Origin of the sequence: Tumebacillus avium (assembly GCF_002162355.1) — a bacterium.
In the GTDB taxonomy this organism is placed as follows: domain Bacteria; phylum Bacillota; class Bacilli; order Tumebacillales; family Tumebacillaceae; genus Tumebacillus_A; species Tumebacillus_A avium.
On the sequence record NZ_CP021434.1, the window covers coordinates 3127717 to 3145089 of the forward strand.

Genomic DNA, 17373 nt, shown 5'->3' on the forward strand with positions numbered 1-17373 from the left:
CAAGAATCGCAGTTTATTATACCAGCAAATCACACAAAAAGGGCTGGCAGAACCAGCCCTTTTGAGAGTCGTGCGATCAGTTGATAAAGTTGACCGTCTTCAGCATCCGGTACAGCATGTCGGCCGCCATGGCGCGGTCGGCCGGCTTGGTGGCTTTGAAGCTGTTGAAGGTCGGTCCAGTCAGAATCCCTTCTTCGATGCACAGCGCGAGCGGCGCGCGGGCATAGGCGAACATGCCGGTGGTGTTGGCCAAGGTCACGAGGCGGTTGGAGATCTGCTCTTCATCAAGCGTCTTAGTGAACTCCGCATAGCGCAGCGCTGTGGTGACCATCGTCGCCATCTCCTGTGCGGTGATCAGGTCTTCCGGCGCAAAGATGCCGTTGCCGCGCCCGGTGAGCAGTTTGGCCTCGAAGGCGGTGTTGACGACGCTGCTGTACCATTTGTCGGCAGCCACGTCGGTGAAGACGGAGACGGCTGAGGTGTCTTCTTTGATCCCCAGCGCCTTGACCAGCATCGCGGCAAACTGCGCGCGGGTCACCGTCTGCTGCGGGCGGAAGGTGCCGTCTTCGAAACCGGCGATGATCGACCTTGCTGCCAGCGACTCGATCGAGTCTTTCGCATAATGAGACGACAGCACGTCAGGGAAGCTGACCGTCTTTTTCTTCACGGCAAACGTCGCCGTGCCCCGGTAGCGGAGTTCGGCGGAAATGCTGCCGTCGGTGTTGACGCTAAACAGGGTCGGCACCGGCTCAAACGTTTCGGTCAGGCGCACGCCGGACAGGGACTTCATGTCGGACGCCTTGGCGTTTGGCACGGGGACGGTCAGTGTCAGGTAGGCGCTGCTGTCGGTGACCGCAGTCTCCTGCTTGTTGGCGTCAACAAGCTTGACGGCGATGTTCAGCGGGACCGTCTCATAGTCGGACGGACGGGCAGCTGCCAGCTGTTTCAAGTCAAATTGCACGGTGTGATCGGCAAGGTTGATCCCTTTGTCATGCGCCATGTCGGCGATCTCCTGCACGGGGATCGACAACTGGCCAAGCACCGTGTTCAGGCGCAGTTTCGCCAGCGCCGAGTTGGACAGCAGTTGCTGGGCGATCTTGCCTTGCACTTGCACCGACATGTCGGCGCTGTCCGCTTTGACCGGCACGAGCAGGTGGTGCAGCGTTTTGTCAGCAGCCAGTTCGGCGAGCACGGCGTCGTCCGCAACTTGCACGTCGGTGTGCACCGCGTAGTCGGTGGTCACGGTGGTCAGGGTCAGCTTGTCCTGCGGGACGACGTAGAGGTTCGGCTCGATAAAATAGTCTTTGGCAGCCGATTGCACCGAGTCGTCGGAGGAGTTGTTGTTTGCGCCAAGCGTTTGCACGCGGATGTAGTACGCGCCGGTCGCATGGATCAGCGAGCTCAGGTCAAGCTGGGTGCTGTCTTTGGGCGCCTGCAGGAAGCCGACGACCGCCTGGGTGCCCGCCTGATAGACGGAGACGCGGTAGCCGTTGTTGCCTTCGACGCCGCTCCAGGTCGCGAGGCGCTTCTCGGTCAGTTCCAGCGTCGTCGGCGCGGTCAGGCGCAGGGCCGGTTTGATCTCTTGCGTGCCCGAGGCGGTCGACTCTGGAGAGTCTTCCATCGTCGTGCCGTCGCCTTTGGCGATCAGTTTGACATAATAGAGACCAAGCGCCGGGATCAGGCCGGTCACGTCGGCGGACACCGCGTCTTTGCTAAGCGGTTTGCTGCCGACAAGCGTGTTGCTCGGCGAGTGGTAGACGTTCAGCACATAGCCGTTGTTGGTGCCGGCCGTCCACGAGACGAGACCGGTGCCGGACAGGGTCGGCTGAGCCGGAGCGGGCAGGGTCATCTTCACCGAAACGGTCAGCGTGTTGGAACGGGCCGACTCGTCGGAGTTGGTGTAGCTGTAAGTGTTGCCAAGCGCAGTGACGCGGGCGTAGTAGGTGCCGTTTTGCAGGAGCAGGTCGCTCAGCGCGTACTTGGTCGTGCCGTACCCGGCATGGCGTTCGGCGATCAGTTTGTCGGCTGCATCATATACTTTTACGGTGTATCCAGATGAATTTTCCACCGCTTTCCAAGTGACGGTGCGGTCGGGTTGCAACAGGACGTCGGTCGGCGCAGCGAGCTTCGACGCCGCATAAGCAGACTCGGTCTGTGCCAGCGGCACGGCCGGAGCTGCCAGCAAAAGCGCGGCGAGCAGAGCGGAGATCTTTTTCTGTGTCATAGGTATCCAATTCCTCCATATCCTTTTCTGCCCAGTCTGGTTTCGACAAAAAGGTCGAAAGTCCTGCTATAATGGAACTATCGAAACTGCTAAGAGGAGCTAAGAGATGAGACTGTTATCGCAAGTGATCGAGTCGTTTAAGTCTCAGACCCTGAAAGGGATTTTACATAAGATGCTGCAGTCGCAGGACTGTCAGTTTGAGCAGGATAAAACGCTGGGCGAAGCGGGAGGCAAGGCCGATCTGTACATCGAAGCGGATGAAGTGATCTATCTGGTCAAGACGGTCGAAGCGTTTCAAGTGCAGGCGCTGGGCGCCGAAGCGGTCGAAGAGGTGGCGCAGGCGCGCAAGCATCTGCTGACCCGCACCTACAAGCGCGTCGTTCCTGTGCTGATCATCGGGCAAAACGCGCAGAGCCGGTCCTTTATGGAAGCGGGCTATAAGCACCAGGCGTTGATCGTGCACGGGCCGATCGAGGAGTGTGCCCATCAGCTGGAGTTTCTGCTGCAGCATCAGGTGATTCCAACCTATCAGGTGTCGGCGAGAAATAAGGATGCAGAACTGAAGTTCTACGGGATCTAATTGCGGATCAAAGCCAAGGAGGGTCTGAATATGCAGCGAGCGATTGAATTGGAGTACAAAGGTCAGATTTTGCGCGGGATGGAGCATATGCCGGAGCGCAAGGAAGGCGAACGGGTGCCGGCGGTGATTTTGTACCACGGGTTCACCGGCACCAAGCTGGAGCCGCACCGGATCTTTTTGAAAATCTGCCTCGCGCTGGAGGGGATGGGCATCGCCTGCTTCCGCTTTGATTTTCTGGGCAGCGGGGAGAGCGACGGGAATTTTGAAGAGATGACGGTCAGCGGTGAAATCGCCGAAGCGGGCGCGATTCTCGATCTGATCAAAGGGGACCCGCGCGTCGACCCGGAGCGGGTGACGCTGCTCGGGATGAGCCTCGGCGGGCTGGTCGCCTCGGTGCTCGCCGGAGAGCGGGCGCAGGACGTGCACAAGCTGGTGCTGCTGGCGCCTGCAGGCGAGATGTACCTGCTGATCAAAGACATGGTCGACGGAGTGCTGGCGGTCCCGGACTTGCAGGTGTATGATTTTAACGGCAACCTGATCGGACGCCCGTTTGCTGAAGATCTGAAGACGCTGAACGTGTTCGAGCGCTCGAAAGGCTACCAGGGCGATGTGATGATCGTTCACGGCACGAAAGACCCGACTGTGCCGTATCAGGTGTCGCTCGCCTATCAGGCCCAGTCGTATGAAGGGCGGGCGCTGGTGCATCTGATCGAAGACGCCGACCACACGTTTAACAAAACGCTGTGGGAGCAGGATGTGATCGGCAAGATCTGCGATTTCCTGCGCTAGTCTTCTTGACAAGGCGAAAGGGTGTTTTGTATCATGAAGGTGAGCCAGAGTTTAGTGTGATTCAAGTTTTCAGTAGAGAGTTTCAAGTGAGAATGATTCAAAACAGAGACATCCAGAGTGAGCAGAGCGAGTGAGTGTTTTTTTTAGCAGAGCGGAGGCCAGTGGAGCGGAGACGGGTGTCGTATGTCTACATACGGGAACCTGCAGCCGGGTGCGCCTATCGCGCGTCCGGCTTTTTATGTTGAGCTGAGTGGAAATTTAGAAGGAGCCAGAGGAGCTGAGTTGAGATGATTATCGTGATCGACAACTATGATTCGTTTACGTACAACATTGTGCAATATTTGCGCGAACTGGGCGCTGACGTGCTGGTCAAGCGCAATGATGAAATTACCTTGGAGGGGATCGAAGGGCTGAACCCGACGCACCTGCTGATCTCGCCGGGGCCGTGTACACCTAATGAAGCGGGGATCTCGATGGCTGCGATCCGCCATTTTGCCGGAAAGATCCCGGTGCTTGGCGTCTGCCTTGGGCACCAGTCGATCGGGCAGGTGTTTGGCGGCAAAGTCGTCAAGGCGCAAAAGATGATGCATGGCAAAACATCGCGCGTCTCTCACCAGGGCGCAGGGATTCTGGAAGGCGTGCCTAGCCCGTTCACAGCGACCCGTTATCATTCGCTGGTCGTGGAGAAGCTGACCTTCCCGGAGGAGCTGGAAGTGATCGCGCAATCGGAAGATGGCGAGATCATGGCCCTGCGCCACCGCAAACTCGATGTGACCGGCCTGCAGTTCCACCCCGAGTCGATCCTGACCGAAGGCGGCATGCAGATGCTGCAAAACTTCGTGACCGGCAGAACGGGGGTGTCGGCATGACCCGCAAAATCGGAGTTCACACCCGGCAAAAAAGCTACCCGCGCATCTGCGAATCGTTTGAAGTGTTCCAAGCCTTGACTGAGACGTACGGAGCGGAGAACGCCTTTTTGCTCGATTCGGTCAAAGACGTGCATTCCCGCTACTGCCAGTCCAGCATCGCGCTGTTCCCGGTGCTGAACGTCCGGGTGAAAGGGCGGCGCTTCGCGCTGGACGGCCAGCCGGCGCTGACCGAGGTGATCGGCGCCAATCTGGTGCAGGACGGCACCGATTTGACTCATTTTGCAGGCAAAGTTTCCAAACTGCTCGACGGGGTGATCCACTCGTTTGAGCTGCACGACCGCCAGACGATGAGCAAATATTCGTTTGGCTTTGTCGGCCATCTCTCGTATGATGCGATCCGCTATTTTGAAAACATCCCGCAGACGACCGTCGATGACCGCGCGATTGATGACATCCGGCTGCAGGTGCACCAAGTGGTGCTGCAGTTTGAGCGCGACGCCATCCACGTGCACATCAATGAGATCGAAGGGCTGCCCACTCCGAGTTTTGCAGAGATCGAAGCATTCCTGCGGGAGTATGCCGAGCCGGAATTTGCCGGTTATGACCCGACACTTTTGCGCGTGGAGGAAGACGTGAAGGAAGCGGACTTCCTGAAGCGGGTGGAGCGGTGCAAAGCGTACATCGAAGCAGGCGACATCTTCCAAGTGGTGATCTCCAAGCGCAACCGCGTCATCGGGCAGATCGACTCGATGCAGGTCTACTACCGCCTGAAGCAGATCAACCCGTCGCCTTACATGTATTACGTGGATTACGGCGACTACAAGATTTACGGCACGTCGCCGGAGCTGCAGATTCGTCTGGAGGACGGCGTGGCGCAGATGCGTCCGATCGCCGGAACTTCGAAAGGCAAAGGCAAGCGGCCTGAGGAAAATGTGCAGTTGATCGAACGCCTGCGCAACGATGAGAAAGAGCGTGCCGAGCATCTGATGCTGATCGACTTGTGCCGCAACGACCTGGGCCGATTTTGTGAACCGGGGTCGATTTACGTGAAAGACTTTATGGTTGTCGAGGAGTATTCGCACGTCTACCACATGGTCTCGACGGTGGAAGGGCAGGTCGATTCCAGCCGCAACGTGTTCGACATGTTCCTCGCCACGTTCCCGGCGGGGACGCTGACCGGGACGCCGAAAGTGCGGGCGATGGAAGTGATCGACGAGCTGGAGGAGTTCGATCGCGGGGCATATGGCGGGGTGATCGGCTTTATCGATTTCCTGGGCAATATGAACACGGCGATCGTCATCCGCACGATCATCCAGCGTGATGATGTCGCGTACTTCCAAGCGGGTGCGGGCATCGTTGCCGACTCCGATCCGGAGCAGGAATGGGCGGAGTGCGACCACAAGCTGCGCGCGCTGACCGCGACCTTGTTGAAGCTGGAAAAAACACCCGTCCGCAAAGCCACATTGGTCTAGCAAAACAGCACATAAAAGGAAAACCGATCGGGAAGCGTATGCACACAGGGGGTGAGAGACGGATGAATCTCCGAAGTGCGTTCCTGGTCGGTTTCTTTTTGCTGGCCAATGTGGCGAGCCTTCCCGCGAGTGATTCCTACATTAAAATCGACAAGTCGGATAACAAGCTGACCTACTACTTTTACAATGTGCCGATCCGTTCGTTTTCTGTTGCCACCGGCAAGCTGCAGGTAGACACGCCGACCGGCACGTACGGCGTGATAATGATGGTGAAGAACCCGTGGTATCTCAAGAAAAACATCCCCGGTGGCGACCCGGAGAATCCGCTGGGCGTACGTTGGATCGGGCTGGATGTTCCCGGCACGGACGGTTCCAAATACGGCATCCACGGCACCAACCGCCCGGAGCTGATCGGCACGCATGCGTCGGCCGGGTGTGTGCGCATGAAAAACGATGAAGTCAGCTGGCTGTATGACCATGTGCATCCGGGCACCTTGGTGGAAATCGTGGATTGAACTTCTGGTAGACAACGAAGAGGTTCTTTCGCTAAAGTAGAAGGGAAACACAGCTCTTGGCGAAAGGGCTCTTTTTTATAGTTGTACGAGTTTTGTAACATTAGGTGCTAGACTGGTATGTTATAATCGTTGCATTCTTGCTACTTTTTACAATTCGCAGACTAGAAGGGTTTGGATATAGATGGAGAGCAGAAAAGACAAGTATAAGAAGACGAAGCCAAGCGGCAAGCCGCCAGCGTCTCCAAAAGGGAAAAAGCGGTGGTGGAAAACGAAGGCGTTCAAATGGACGGTTGGGATCATCGCCATTCTGCTGGTCGCGATCATCGGCGTGTACGCATATTTCATCGGCAGTTTTATTAACAACATTCAAGAAGGCCAGAAAGACCCCAATCAAACGCTGGTCGAAGTGGAAGAGTGGAGCGGCACCGACCCGGTGAACATCGTGCTGCTCGGTGTCGACAACCGGGATAATGATGAGCATCCGCGCTCCGACAGCATCGTGGTCGTCTCGATCGACCCGAAGACGAAGAAGGCAAAAGTCATGTCGGTCATGCGCGACTTGTGGTACAACATCCCGGACGATTACGGGTATGAGAAGATCAACGCGGCGCATGCGCTGGGCGGTCCGGACTTGACGATTCGGACGCTGAAAGACTTGCTGCAGATCCCGATCCACTTCTATGCGAAGACCGACTTCCAAGGGTTTATCGGTATCGTCGACGCCGTTGGCGGTGTCGAGATCGACGTGGAGAAGCCGCTGCATTACGCGGATGACGGCGTCTATGACATCCATCTCGATCAGGGCCTGCAGACCCTGGACGGCAAAAAAGCGCTGATGTATGTGCGTTTCCGCTATGATGCATTGGCCGACTTTGCCCGCACAGAGCGCCAGCGCAAGTTTATGGTCGCCTTGTCCGATAAAATGGCGACGCCGGCTACGCTGGTCAAGCTGCCGAAGATTCTCGATGCGATCGAGCCGTACATGGAGACGAACATCAAATCGACCGACATGCTGAAACTGGGCCGACTGGCCTTGGAAGTGGACTCTTCGAACATCGAGACTTTGCAGGTACCGCCGCCAGATACGTTTAAGAGCGGTTGGGCCGGCGGCGGACAATCGGTCTTGCTGCCGAACGTCTATGAGGTGCGCAAGGCGGTCTATGAGTTCCTCGGACTTGATGTCACCAAGATCGTCGAGGACCCGGAAGACCAGCCGCAAGAATACTACCAGCCGGACCCGGTCGTTCCGGCCAATCCGAACGTAGAGCCGGAGCCGAACCAACCTGCGGTCGACCCGGAAGATGTCAATCCGCTGCCGGACGGCGGCACTGCACCGGGCGGCGGAACAACCACACCGGGCGGAGGGACGACCACGCCGGGCGGAGGAACCACCACGCCGGGTGGCGGGACGACCACGCCGGGCGGAGGAACCACCACACCGGGTGGCGGAACGACTACGCCTGGTGGTGGGACGACCACTCCGGGCGGAGGGACAACCACGCCGGGCGGAGGAACGACCACGCCGGGCGGAGGAACGACGACACCGGGCGGCGGAACGACCACGCCGGGCGGCGGAACGACCACGCCGGGCGGTGGCACGACGACACCGGGTGGCGGAACGACCACGCCAGGCACTGGCACGACGACACCGGGCACCGGCACTGGCGGAACGACCGCACCGGGCGGAACGACGACGCCGGGCACAGGCACCACGTCCGGGCAGGCGATTCCGGGAACGGTGCTGCCGGGCGGCACCGCCGTGATGATCCCCGCTTCGTAATTCGTGATCGGAAGACAGCTGACCCCCTCTGGAGCAGAGGGGGTCTTTTTTGCGGTTCCCGCTCATACAATTTCGCATCAAACGCAAGGGAGGTAGGGGAATGGATGACCTGCTTCGCTTTCTTGGTGTGATGTCCGCATTGTCCGCGTCGGCGCAGACGATGACGCAGCAGTTGCGCCGACGCCTGCGGTGGTTTGAAGCCAAGCCGTGTGACCAAGAGCTCGACGGGCAACTGCTCACCCTCGCGGAAGGCAAGCTGCACGCCAACGTGCATCTCGTCTGCGGGGTCAACGGCTTCCTGCTTGCCGCGCTCGGCAACATCCATCCGCTCTCCTATCTGGGGTTGACGCCGATTTGGGCAATGGCCAACTCGCCCTGGATCTCCTACACGCTGGACTATATCTGTGCCGGGGTGCTGGTCGCGTACGGCGGACCGTGGTTTCATGAAGTATTAGGAATTCTGCGCGAATACAAGAAAAGCTTGCGAGGCAAGCCCTGAGCGGCGGCTTCGCTTCTTTTTTTTTCAGGGCAACAGGTGTATCATGTAGGGATGATAGAGGATAGGAGGAATCGCTTTGTACGGCCTACGGTTCCAAGCGGCGGTGTTCGCCGCGAAAATGACGAAAAAAATACTTACGCTCACGGGCCGCAAAGGGACGACGCTGCCGGGGCAGATCGCCCTGCGCATCTGTCCGGATCTGCTCGCCGTCTACGGCAAGCTGCTCGGCCAGCGCACCGTCTTTATCACCGGCACCAACGGCAAGACGACGACGAGCAACCTGCTCGTGCACTTCTTGCGTCAGGACGGTCGGAACGTGATCTCCAATAGCTTAGGGGCGAACCTGATCCAAGGGATCGCCACCACGCTGATCGAAGGTGTGAACCTCGCCCGCCATCAGGATCAGGCGGTCGTGCTGGAAGTTGACGAAGCGACGATCGGCAACGTGATCGGCCACCTGCAGCCCAAGGCGGTGGTGGTGACCAACTTCTTCCGCGACCAGATGGACCGCTACGGCGAGCTGGACACGGTGGTCGACATGGTCGGACGAGCTTTGCAAAAAGCGCCCAACAACACGACGGTGATCCTGAACGCCGACGACCCGCTGGTGACGTCGATTGCGCCAGATGGCAAACCGGTCGTCTACTACGGCATCGAGTCCAGCCAGTTTGACTCCGAAGCGCACTCCGAAGTGCGCGACGGCAAATTCTGCCGCAAATGCGGCGGCAACCTGCAATACACGCTGTACCACTACGGACAGCTCGGCTTCTACGACTGCCCAGACTGCGACTTCACCCGCCCGGCCCCTTCGGTGGTGGCGGAAGACGTCGCCCTGCATGCGGAAGGCATTCAGTTCCATGTCGGCTCGGTGACTGGCTTCATCAATTCTCCGGCGCTGTATAACGTCTACAACGCTTTGTCTGCGATCACCGCGTCCACCGTGTTTGGCGTGCAGGACGAAGTGCTGGTGCGCGAGATGAGCTATATGAAAACACAGCTCGGGCGCATGGAACGCCTGACCTCTGCAGACGGGCGCAACCTGATGCTGACCCTGGTCAAAAATCCGACCGGATTTAACGAAGTGCTCAAGGTGGTCGAGCATGAAAAGCGCCCGGTGGAGCTGGTGATCATCTTGAATGACCGCTATGCGGACGGCACCGACGTGTCATGGATTTGGGACACGAACATCGAGCGCCTGCACCAGTTCGCCGATCTGCGCCGCATTTACGTCGCAGGCACGCGGGCGGAAGACTTTGCGATCCGCCTGCGCTATGCCGACCTCGGCAGCATCACGGAGATCGTCGAAGGCGATATCAACTGTGTGGAACAGGCGCTGCGCGACCTGCCGGACGGGCACATGCTCTACATTTTGTCCACCTATACCTCGCTCTACAACATTCGCGACCATCTGCTGAACCAAGGAGGTAAGGAACTTGCACCTGAAAATCGCGCATCTGTATCCTGATCTGCTCGACCTGTACAGCGACCGCGGCAACGTGATCATCCTGCAAAAACGCGCCGAGTGGCGGGGCCTGCGCGCCACCGTCGACGAGATCACCGTCGGCCATGAGCCGGACCTGTCGGAGTACGACATCCTTGTCATGGGCGGCGGCATGGACCGCGAGCAGGGCATCGTGGCCGGCGACTTGCAAAAGCGCTGCGAGAACTTGCAGCACGCCGTTGCGACCGGCACGGTGATTCTGGCGATCTGCGGCGGCTATCAACTGCTCGGGAACTATTTTGAAACGAGCGGCGGCCAGCGGATACCGGGGATCGGCCTGCTCGATATCGAAACGGTTGGCGCCAAAGTCCGCATGGTTGGCAACGTGGTCGCCGAGATGGAGATCGACGGCGTCAAAACCAACATCATCGGCTACGAGAACCACTCCGGCAAAACGTACCTTGGCAAAGGTGTGCAGCCGATGATGAAAGTGATCAAAGGCTATGGCAACAGCGGCGAGGACAAGTTTGAAGGCGTGCGTCAAGGCACGGTGTTTGGCACCTACCTGCACGGTCCGCTGCTGGCGAAGAACCCGACGCTGGCCGACCACATGATCACATTGGCTCTGAAGCGCCGAGATCTGTCGGTCAAGCTGGAAGGACTCAATGACGACCTGGAAGCGCGGACACAGCAAAAGCTGTACAAGCGGCTGGTCGAATCCCGTTAAGAAAAGCCGTTCGGGCCAGGAGCCCGGACGGCTTTTTGTGCTTCCCAAAAGGATGGGAAGTGCCTTATAATGGAATTTAATCATTCATGAGGAGGAGTTTTCATATGACAGTTAAAAATCCGGTATCTGAGGCAGCAGGCAAGTAACCTCCGAAAACAGGATGTCCTGCGTTTCGGAGGATCCGAAAACAGGAGGAAATATTGAGTATGAATCAATTGCAGATGCATTCGCGCGCGGATCATAACATCCGGATTTTGTTTTGGGCCACGCTGTTTGGCAGTGTCAATTTTCTGGAACCGATCTTGACATTGTTTTATTTCGAACGGGGGCTGTCCGAAGCCGGTGTGTTGTGGATGACGCTGTGCTGGTGCATGGCTGTTTTAATTTTCGAAGTGCCGACCGGAGCGTTTGCCGACCGGTACGGCGCGAAAGCTTCGTTTCTCCTCGGCAGTTTTGTTGGTATGCTGAGCACCGCGGTGCTGTTTTTTGCGGACAGCCTGCTTCTGTTCTGTCTGGCCAACGTGCTGAGCGGTATGGCGGTGACGTTCTTCTCCGGCGCGGAAGAAGCGTTGATCTATGAATCGTTAAAAGAGGAACAGCGCGAAGGGGAAATGAGCGGCGTGATGGGCAAGATCCAGTCGGCGATCTATTTCCCGGCGATTGCGGCGACCTTGTTTGGAGCTTTCTGGGCGCGTGATCTGGCGGAAGATCAGTTCCGTCTGCTGATTCTGCTTGGGCTTGCTGCCCAGGCGGTGCGGTTGCTGCTGGTGCTGCGCATAGCCAATCCGCAGCAGGAAGACAGCTTCCGCGACAACCCGTTCCAACATGTCAAAAATGGCCTGTACGTGATCAAAAAGACGCCCGACCTGATCAAGCTGTTCCTGAACTTCACGGTGGTCTTCATCCCATCGGTCGCTGTGTTTGGCAAGTTTGAGCAGCCGTATCTGAACATGGCCGGACTGCCCGTGGAGTGGCTGGGCGTGCTGTATGCGGCCGGATCGGCGGTGGCGCTGCTGATTGCGCGCAGGCTGGACTGGCTGACCGAGCGCTTCTCCCGCGTCACGTTGATGCAGGTGACGGGGATCGCCACGTTCCTGATGGTGCTGACCGCGACGTTTGTGCAGAACTCTCTGGCGGCGGCTTTGACGGTGTACTTCGTGCTCCGCATTTCGCGCACGATCCGCTATCCGTTGTTCTCGCATCTGGCGAACGGTTATATCCCGTCCGGCAGCCGGGCGACAACTTTGTCGCTCTTGTCGATCGCCGACTCTTTGTTCGACCTGCTGATCATCGGCGGCGTCGCGCTGATCACCACGCTGGGCGTGGGAGCGGCATCGTACTCGTCGATGACGGTGATCTTTGGGGTCTGTGCCCTGATCATCCTGCTTGGCAATCTGGCGCCGGTGCGCGTGGCTAAAGAAGAGACCAGGCTGCAATAAGCAAAAGCCCTGTTCCGCTGTGGAACAGGGCTTTTTGTTACAACTCCAGCTCGGCGGCGCTTTTGCCTGCGACGTAGCCGGTGGAGAAGGCGACGGTGATGTTAAAGCCGCCGGTGTAGCCGTGCAGGTCGAGCACTTCGCCACAGAAAAACAGGCCGGGCATCAGCTTGGACTGCATGGTGCTTGGCGTGACTTCTTTCAAATGCACGCCGCCGCCGGTGATAAACGCTTCTTCGATCGACAAGGTGCCGGTCGCCGCAATCGGCAGCGCCTTGAGCAGCCCGGCTAACTCGGTGAGCGGCTTTTTCGGCAGGTTGGCGAACGTGGTGTCTTCCTGCAGCCCGGCCTTGCTGAGGTAAAGCGGGATCATCCGCTCCGGGATGTAGCCTTTGATCACATTTTTGAACGCTTTCTTCGGCTCGTTTTCGGCGAGTTTGTACAGCTCATTCTGCACTTCGTCCAGCCGTTTGTCCGGCAGGAGGTCGAGCAGCATCTGCACGGTGTTGCCGCCTTTTTTCAACTCTTTGACGACAAATTGGGAACAGCGCAGCACAGCCGGGCCGGAGATGCCGAAATGGGTGAAGATCATGTCGCCTTCGTGCTCGATCACTTTCTTGCCTTTGGCGTTCAGCACGGTGAGCACGATCTGGCGCAAGGACAAGCCCTGCAGGTCGCGAATCCACAGTTCTTTCGACTTGATCGGGACTTCGGTCGGGTAGAGCTCGGTGATCGTGTGGCCCGCCTCGCGCGCCCATGCGTAGCCGTCGCCGGTCGATCCGGTCTTGGGCACCGACATCCCGCCGACGGCGATGATCACCGACTTGCTGTCGAAGCTACCGCCGCCGCGCAGTTGGACGCCGGCGACGTGACCGTCTTCATAGCGGACATGGGCGACCGGCGTGGTGGTTTTGATCGTGATGTCTAGTTCGTCCATCTTGCGGAGCAAAGCGTCGAGCACCGACTTGGCCTTGTCCGATACGGGAAACATGCGCCCGCGGTCTTCTTCTTTGAGTTTGATGCCGAGATTTTCGAAAAAGGAGATGATGTCACGATTGTCAAACACAGAAAACGGCCCGTGCATAAAGCGGCCGTTGCCTGGGATGTGCTTGATCAGCTCATCGGTGTCTTTGTTGTTCGTCACGTTGCAGCGGCCGCCGCCGGAGATGAGCAGCTTGCGGCCAAGCTTGTCCCCTTTTTCGAGGAGCAGCACTTTGGCTCCGTGCAAGCCTGCGGAGATCGCCGCCATCAGGCCGGACGGTCCGCCGCCGATGACGATGCAGTCGTACTTCATAGGAGTTCCCTCCAGGGGTGTTTTATGATATGAAAAAGCCACTGTCCGCAAACAGTGGCATTTCAATTTAACGATTACTCAGCGTCAGCCATCTTTTCGTAAGCTGCTACAACGCGGTTCCACTCTTGCTCATCTTCGATGTCGATGAGGTATTCTTCGCCCTCTTCGTCTTCTTCGATACGCATGATGAAGCCATCGTCTTCAGTGCCGTCAGCAGCTACGAGGATTGCGTAGTGCTGCTCTTCCACTTGCATAGTCTCAACGATGATAAACTCACGCTCGTTGCCCTCGTCATCGGTCAGGATAACGACTTCTTCATGCTCGTGGTCGTGGTTGCAGTTCTCGTCATGTACATGGTTGTTGTCGGACATGAGGTGATCCCTCTCTTCCTTAGGTAAAAGTCTTGGATAATAATAGCATGCTCGTTTTTCGCCGTCAAATACAGGAAGATTCAGGTGCTATTCGGCCGGCGTTTCCGAGATCGTCGATGCTATTTTGTCCGTGACTGCCCGCAGCAACTCGTCCACTTTTTGCATCGCTGCTTTGTAAGCTTGGACTTCCGGGTAAGCGTCAAGCTCGGCCTGCATCCGCTTCATGTCCTGACGCAGCCCGTCAAGGTGCGGGCCTTGCGAGTATTCGGCGAGGCGGTCGTAGTTTTCCTGCAGTTCTTTGAACTTGGAGACCTTGGCTCCCAGCTCAGGGTTGGCCAGCATCGCTTCTTCACATTTTTTATAATGATCGACCTCCGGCGTGCGCAGAATCATCTCACCGAGTTCAAACGCCTGTGCCCAGATTTCATTGCGGTCGAGTGTGCTCATAAGTAAATACCCTCCTGACTGAAAGAATCCACACCCCAACCTGGGATGTGGATACGATGAATTAGTGCTTGTATTGATGGTTCGCGTTCAAATGTTTGAACTTCTCGTCGCGTTTATTGTCGTAAAGTTCAGTAAGGATACCAACTGCGATTCCGGCAACAACGGAGAGGCCCAAGAGTGCATAGGATTGCGAAATGATCCCGACGACGACCAGCACGAAGCAGACCGCGTAGAAAAAGTAACGATTAAGCATCGACATGGGACGAGTCCTCCTTTTCTTCCTCTCCCCATTATAGACGAAACCCCACATCGGTCGCAATGTGGGGCGGAGGTTTTAATCGGTGTTGTTCACAAATCCCCAGGATTCCACATGCCCGTGCGGCCATTTGGTTTCGGCGATGTGTGCGAGCGGGGAGGAGCTTTCCTCAGGCGAGCCCGGCATGTAGATGCCTTCGAGCACGTATTTGGCCGTCTCCAGGCAACGGCGCGCGTTTGGCATCGCGTCAGGAAGGCTCGGGTCGCTCAAGTAGAACAAGGCGGAGTTGATCAGTCCGCGCGTCGACTGCTCGACGTTGCCGACTTTGTTTTGATAGTTGTGTGGAAAATTGTCCATGTGTACCCTCCTTTGCTGTCGCTGCTAGTTTCTGCTCGTTCGTTCAAGAGATATTCACTTGACGTTCAGGGACGGTACTTTTATTCTAAAAGGGGTATATGTATAGCGCTTTCTTGTAAAGGGTATATGAAAGACTGGAAAGGGGGCGACGCGCGATGATCGGAACGATCGCTGCCGTAGCCGCAGTTTTCGGCTTGCTCTTCATGTGTGCTTCGATTACGAAGGAAAACACCGAGAAGGCAGTTCGAAAGCAATACGAATCCTGGGAAAATTAATCCCAACCTCTGACAGCAGGGCCGTGCAAGCAGCCCTGCTGTTTTTCCCAAAAAGGAGTGACAGCTTTGGAACACCACAAGTTTCGGTTTTTAAAAGGCCGTGAATATGCGTTTTTCCACGAGGACGTTCACCTGCTCTTGATCGATTTTGAACGCGACGAGAAAAAGGAAATCTACCGCATCGACGATCAGGAAGCGGATGGCACATACATATTGGAGTACCCGGGCGAATTGTACATCGAGCAGATCAAAGAGATTATCACGGCGATCTTCTTTGTGCAGGTCAACGAGGAGCACCGCGAAGGCCGCTATGCGATGGGGGCGTATTTTACCTGCCAGCGCAAGGAGTACGCCTTGTTCTATGACCGCGAGAATCTGGAGAACACCGAGCTGATCTTCTTCCGCGCGGCTGCGACCGGCACCGGCGACTATGAGCTGTCGAACATCACCGACGAGGACGAGTACCGCGAAGTGGTGGAGCACATTCAGGAGCGCTACGGCCACATGTTTGCCTAAAATGAAAAAAGGCATGTCGCAGCGACATGCCTTTTTCTTGTTGCTTGTTCGGTTTGCTTATTTCGGGAGGTTGCCGAGCAGGAACTCAGCCAGCTCCTCGGTCTCTTCCTCGTCGTTCAGGCCAAACTGCGCGGCGAGGATGTGCAGCTTGTCTTCTTCGAGGTCCTCTTTGTCGAGGATGGCGCTGCGGCCGGACTGGATGTTGGTGACAAGGCTTTTGCCGTAAAAATGGTTGGTCTGGGTGATTGCCAGATCCCAGCGGTGGTTGCCGACGAAGCCGACGAAACGGGTAACCGTATCTTCCTGGTCGTCATACATGTTGATATACATAGAAGGAGCACCTCTTTTGTTCGATGATGGTTATGTACTCATCCTATAGTACGATTTTCAATGTGCTTCTACAAGTCCTGCGCGGCAGGGTTTATAATGAGAACAAACAGAACTGACACAGGGAAGGGGAATCCGGGGATGGGGACGTTCCGCTTACAGCTGTTTCCTTTGCATACGGTGCTGTATCCGCATGGACTGCTGCCCTTGCACATTTTTGAACCGCGTTACCGCACGATGATCGAGATGTGCGTCGAGCATGATGTGCCGTTTGGCATCGTGCAGATCGTGGCCGGCGTCGAGTCGGGCGGCAAGGCCAAGACGGCCGAGGTGGGCACGGTGGCCCGCATTCAGAGCCTGACGCGCCTGGAGGACGGGCGCATGCTGATCACAACAAGGGGGGAAGGGCGTTTTAAGATCTTGTCTTCCGCTTATGACGGGGAGTGCCTGACCGCCGAGGTGGAGCCGCTGGATGACCAGCCGACACCGGAGCTGGTGCTGGCGTCTGCCACCGAGGAGAGCGCCGATCTGCCGGCGCTGTTTGACCGCTATCACCGGCTGTTGACCGCGTCGCTGAACGCCGTGTACGACAAGATCGACCTGCCGGGTGACCCGGAGCTGCTGTCGTGGATGATCCCGGCGTTTTTGCATGTTCCGACCGAGCTGAAGCAGGCCGTGCTGATCAACACCTCTTTGACGGAGCGCTTGGAGCTGGTGCGCGAACTGCTCGCCGAGGAGACGGAGAAGCTCGAAGATATGATCCGGGAAGCGCGCGGAGAGTAGTTATGCTATAATAGTTTTCGATCTGAAAGGAAACGATAGAACACAGGAGGGAAACGTGCAGATGGAAGCTACCAAAGCGCAGCTCCTCAAGCTGATTGAGTCGATGGATGAATACATCGGGCAAGCGAAAGCAGGCATGAAGAAGAATTACGAGCAAATCGAAGGCATGCGCGCGGAACTGACCGAGCGCGGCTTCGGCGAAGCGCTGGACGAAGTGGAAGGCGTGGTCGAGATCACCGGGCACCACGGACAGGCGCTGGGCCGTTTGACGATGGCCGGCATGGTGCGCGGCGAGCTCCAGAAGATCCTCGACGGGCTGGAATAGACAAAATACCGTCAAACACTGTTTGGAAACTCTAATTTACAACCTATCTCTTCTTTGTTACCATAGAATACGACTATGAATGGCTGGAAA

20 protein-coding genes are annotated in these 17373 nt (G+C 57.2%); 13 read left to right on the forward strand and 7 right to left on the reverse strand.

All coding sequences use genetic code 11. The features are described from left to right. Nucleotides 1-76 precede the first annotated feature (76 nt). Nucleotides 77-2224, reverse strand: coding sequence for an S-layer homology domain-containing protein (locus CBW65_RS15020; RefSeq protein WP_087457525.1), 2148 nt, complete (start codon nucleotides 2222-2224; stop codon nucleotides 77-79). A gap of 106 nt (nucleotides 2225-2330) precedes the next feature. Between CBW65_RS15020 and CBW65_RS15025 the strand changes: the two genes are divergently transcribed. From CBW65_RS15025 to CBW65_RS15070, 10 genes are all read left to right on the forward strand, one after another. After that, the gene (locus CBW65_RS15025) at nucleotides 2331-2804 is read left to right on the forward strand and encodes a hypothetical protein (RefSeq protein WP_087457526.1); all 474 of its coding nucleotides are present in this window, start codon (nucleotides 2331-2333) and stop codon (nucleotides 2802-2804) included. A 30-nt stretch (nucleotides 2805-2834) separates the two neighbouring features. Then, entirely contained in the window at nucleotides 2835-3593 is a 759-nt protein-coding gene (locus CBW65_RS15030; protein ID WP_087457527.1) for an alpha/beta hydrolase family protein, read from the forward strand. Between the two features lie 287 nt (nucleotides 3594-3880). After that, nucleotides 3881-4462: an anthranilate synthase component II gene (locus tag CBW65_RS15035; RefSeq protein WP_087457528.1), complete on the forward strand. Its 582-nt coding sequence runs from the start codon at nucleotides 3881-3883 to the stop codon at nucleotides 4460-4462. After that, the gene (locus CBW65_RS15040; protein WP_087457529.1) at nucleotides 4459-5934 is read left to right on the forward strand and encodes an anthranilate synthase component I family protein; all 1476 of its coding nucleotides are present in this window, start codon (nucleotides 4459-4461) and stop codon (nucleotides 5932-5934) included. The genes CBW65_RS15035 and CBW65_RS15040 overlap by 4 nt, the downstream gene beginning before the upstream one ends. A 62-nt stretch (nucleotides 5935-5996) precedes the next feature. Further along, entirely contained in the window at nucleotides 5997-6449 is a 453-nt protein-coding gene (locus CBW65_RS15045; RefSeq protein ID WP_157721965.1) for a L,D-transpeptidase, read from the forward strand. Between the two features lie 181 nt (nucleotides 6450-6630). Then, entirely contained in the window at nucleotides 6631-8229 is a 1599-nt protein-coding gene (locus CBW65_RS15050; protein WP_087457530.1) for an LCP family protein, read from the forward strand. 100 nt (nucleotides 8230-8329) lie between these two features. Continuing rightward, nucleotides 8330-8728, forward strand: a complete 399-nt coding sequence (locus CBW65_RS15055; protein ID WP_087457531.1) for a hypothetical protein — start codon at nucleotides 8330-8332, stop codon at nucleotides 8726-8728. Between the two features lie 76 nt (nucleotides 8729-8804). After that, entirely contained in the window at nucleotides 8805-10193 is a 1389-nt protein-coding gene (locus CBW65_RS15060; RefSeq protein ID WP_087457532.1) for a MurT ligase domain-containing protein, read from the forward strand. After that, on the forward strand, nucleotides 10162-10896 hold the full coding sequence (locus CBW65_RS15065) for a type 1 glutamine amidotransferase (RefSeq protein WP_087457533.1): 735 nt from the start codon (nucleotides 10162-10164) through the stop codon (nucleotides 10894-10896). The genes CBW65_RS15060 and CBW65_RS15065 overlap by 32 nt, the downstream gene beginning before the upstream one ends. Nucleotides 10897-11102: 206 nt before the next feature. After that, the gene (locus CBW65_RS15070; RefSeq protein WP_087457534.1) at nucleotides 11103-12335 is read left to right on the forward strand and encodes an MFS transporter; all 1233 of its coding nucleotides are present in this window, start codon (nucleotides 11103-11105) and stop codon (nucleotides 12333-12335) included. 37 nt (nucleotides 12336-12372) lie between these two features. Here the strand turns inward: CBW65_RS15070 and CBW65_RS15075 are convergent, their stop codons facing one another. From CBW65_RS15075 to CBW65_RS15095, 5 genes are all read right to left on the reverse strand, one after another. Further along, nucleotides 12373-13626: a BaiN/RdsA family NAD(P)/FAD-dependent oxidoreductase gene (locus tag CBW65_RS15075; protein ID WP_087457535.1), complete on the reverse strand. Its 1254-nt coding sequence runs from the start codon at nucleotides 13624-13626 to the stop codon at nucleotides 12373-12375. A gap of 74 nt (nucleotides 13627-13700) precedes the next feature. Continuing rightward, complete coding sequence (locus CBW65_RS15080; protein WP_087457536.1) at nucleotides 13701-13997, reverse strand: DUF1292 domain-containing protein; 297 nt, start codon at nucleotides 13995-13997, stop codon at nucleotides 13701-13703. An 87-nt stretch (nucleotides 13998-14084) separates the two neighbouring features. Continuing rightward, the gene (locus tag CBW65_RS15085; protein WP_087457537.1) at nucleotides 14085-14444 is read right to left on the reverse strand and encodes a YlbF/YmcA family competence regulator; all 360 of its coding nucleotides are present in this window, start codon (nucleotides 14442-14444) and stop codon (nucleotides 14085-14087) included. A gap of 61 nt (nucleotides 14445-14505) precedes the next feature. Beyond that, complete coding sequence (locus tag CBW65_RS15090) at nucleotides 14506-14703, reverse strand: hypothetical protein (protein ID WP_087457538.1); 198 nt, start codon at nucleotides 14701-14703, stop codon at nucleotides 14506-14508. A gap of 75 nt (nucleotides 14704-14778) precedes the next feature. Beyond that, a complete protein-coding gene (locus CBW65_RS15095) occupies nucleotides 14779-15057 on the reverse strand; it encodes a hypothetical protein (protein ID WP_087457539.1) in 279 nt (92 codons plus the stop codon). 341 nt (nucleotides 15058-15398) lie between these two features. Between CBW65_RS15095 and CBW65_RS15100 the strand changes: the two genes are divergently transcribed. Next, the gene (locus CBW65_RS15100; protein ID WP_087457540.1) at nucleotides 15399-15848 is read left to right on the forward strand and encodes a DUF1292 domain-containing protein; all 450 of its coding nucleotides are present in this window, start codon (nucleotides 15399-15401) and stop codon (nucleotides 15846-15848) included. Nucleotides 15849-15905: 57 nt separating this feature from the next. On the opposite strand, the gene CBW65_RS15105 is transcribed toward CBW65_RS15100, so the two are convergent. After that, nucleotides 15906-16178 (reverse strand): DUF3055 domain-containing protein, encoded by a 273-nt coding sequence (locus tag CBW65_RS15105; RefSeq protein WP_087457541.1) that lies wholly within the window; start codon nucleotides 16176-16178, stop codon nucleotides 15906-15908. Nucleotides 16179-16316: 138 nt separating this feature from the next. Here CBW65_RS15105 and CBW65_RS15110 point away from each other — a divergent pair, with 138 nt between their 5' ends. Next, nucleotides 16317-16958: an LON peptidase substrate-binding domain-containing protein gene (locus CBW65_RS15110; protein WP_157721966.1), complete on the forward strand. Its 642-nt coding sequence runs from the start codon at nucleotides 16317-16319 to the stop codon at nucleotides 16956-16958. 61 nt (nucleotides 16959-17019) lie between these two features. Beyond that, the gene (locus CBW65_RS15115) at nucleotides 17020-17283 is read left to right on the forward strand and encodes a hypothetical protein (protein WP_087457543.1); all 264 of its coding nucleotides are present in this window, start codon (nucleotides 17020-17022) and stop codon (nucleotides 17281-17283) included. The last annotated feature ends 90 nt before the right edge of the window (nucleotides 17284-17373 follow it).

Coding starts and splice junctions, on each gene's coding strand:
- CBW65_RS15020 (WP_087457525.1), bottom strand. CDS start 2,224: ATGACACAGAAAAAGATCTCCGCTCTGCTCGCCGCGCTTTTGCTGGCA.
- CBW65_RS15025 (WP_087457526.1), top strand. CDS start 2,331: ATGAGACTGTTATCGCAAGTGATCGAGTCGTTTAAGTCTCAGACCCTG.
- CBW65_RS15030 (WP_087457527.1), top strand. CDS start 2,835: ATGCAGCGAGCGATTGAATTGGAGTACAAAGGTCAGATTTTGCGCGGG.
- CBW65_RS15035 (WP_087457528.1), top strand. CDS start 3,881: ATGATTATCGTGATCGACAACTATGATTCGTTTACGTACAACATTGTG.
- CBW65_RS15040 (WP_087457529.1), top strand. CDS start 4,459: ATGACCCGCAAAATCGGAGTTCACACCCGGCAAAAAAGCTACCCGCGC.
- CBW65_RS15045 (WP_157721965.1), top strand. CDS start 5,997: ATGAATCTCCGAAGTGCGTTCCTGGTCGGTTTCTTTTTGCTGGCCAAT.
- CBW65_RS15050 (WP_087457530.1), top strand. CDS start 6,631: ATGGAGAGCAGAAAAGACAAGTATAAGAAGACGAAGCCAAGCGGCAAG.
- CBW65_RS15055 (WP_087457531.1), top strand. CDS start 8,330: ATGGATGACCTGCTTCGCTTTCTTGGTGTGATGTCCGCATTGTCCGCG.
- CBW65_RS15070 (WP_087457534.1), top strand. CDS start 11,103: ATGAATCAATTGCAGATGCATTCGCGCGCGGATCATAACATCCGGATT.
- CBW65_RS15075 (WP_087457535.1), bottom strand. CDS start 13,626: ATGAAGTACGACTGCATCGTCATCGGCGGCGGACCGTCCGGCCTGATG.
- CBW65_RS15080 (WP_087457536.1), bottom strand. CDS start 13,997: ATGTCCGACAACAACCATGTACATGACGAGAACTGCAACCACGACCAC.
- CBW65_RS15085 (WP_087457537.1), bottom strand. CDS start 14,444: ATGAGCACACTCGACCGCAATGAAATCTGGGCACAGGCGTTTGAACTC.
- CBW65_RS15090 (WP_087457538.1), bottom strand. CDS start 14,703: ATGTCGATGCTTAATCGTTACTTTTTCTACGCGGTCTGCTTCGTGCTG.
- CBW65_RS15095 (WP_087457539.1), bottom strand. CDS start 15,057: ATGGACAATTTTCCACACAACTATCAAAACAAAGTCGGCAACGTCGAG.
- CBW65_RS15105 (WP_087457541.1), bottom strand. CDS start 16,178: ATGTATATCAACATGTATGACGACCAGGAAGATACGGTTACCCGTTTC.
- CBW65_RS15110 (WP_157721966.1), top strand. CDS start 16,317: ATGGGGACGTTCCGCTTACAGCTGTTTCCTTTGCATACGGTGCTGTAT.
- CBW65_RS15115 (WP_087457543.1), top strand. CDS start 17,020: ATGGAAGCTACCAAAGCGCAGCTCCTCAAGCTGATTGAGTCGATGGAT.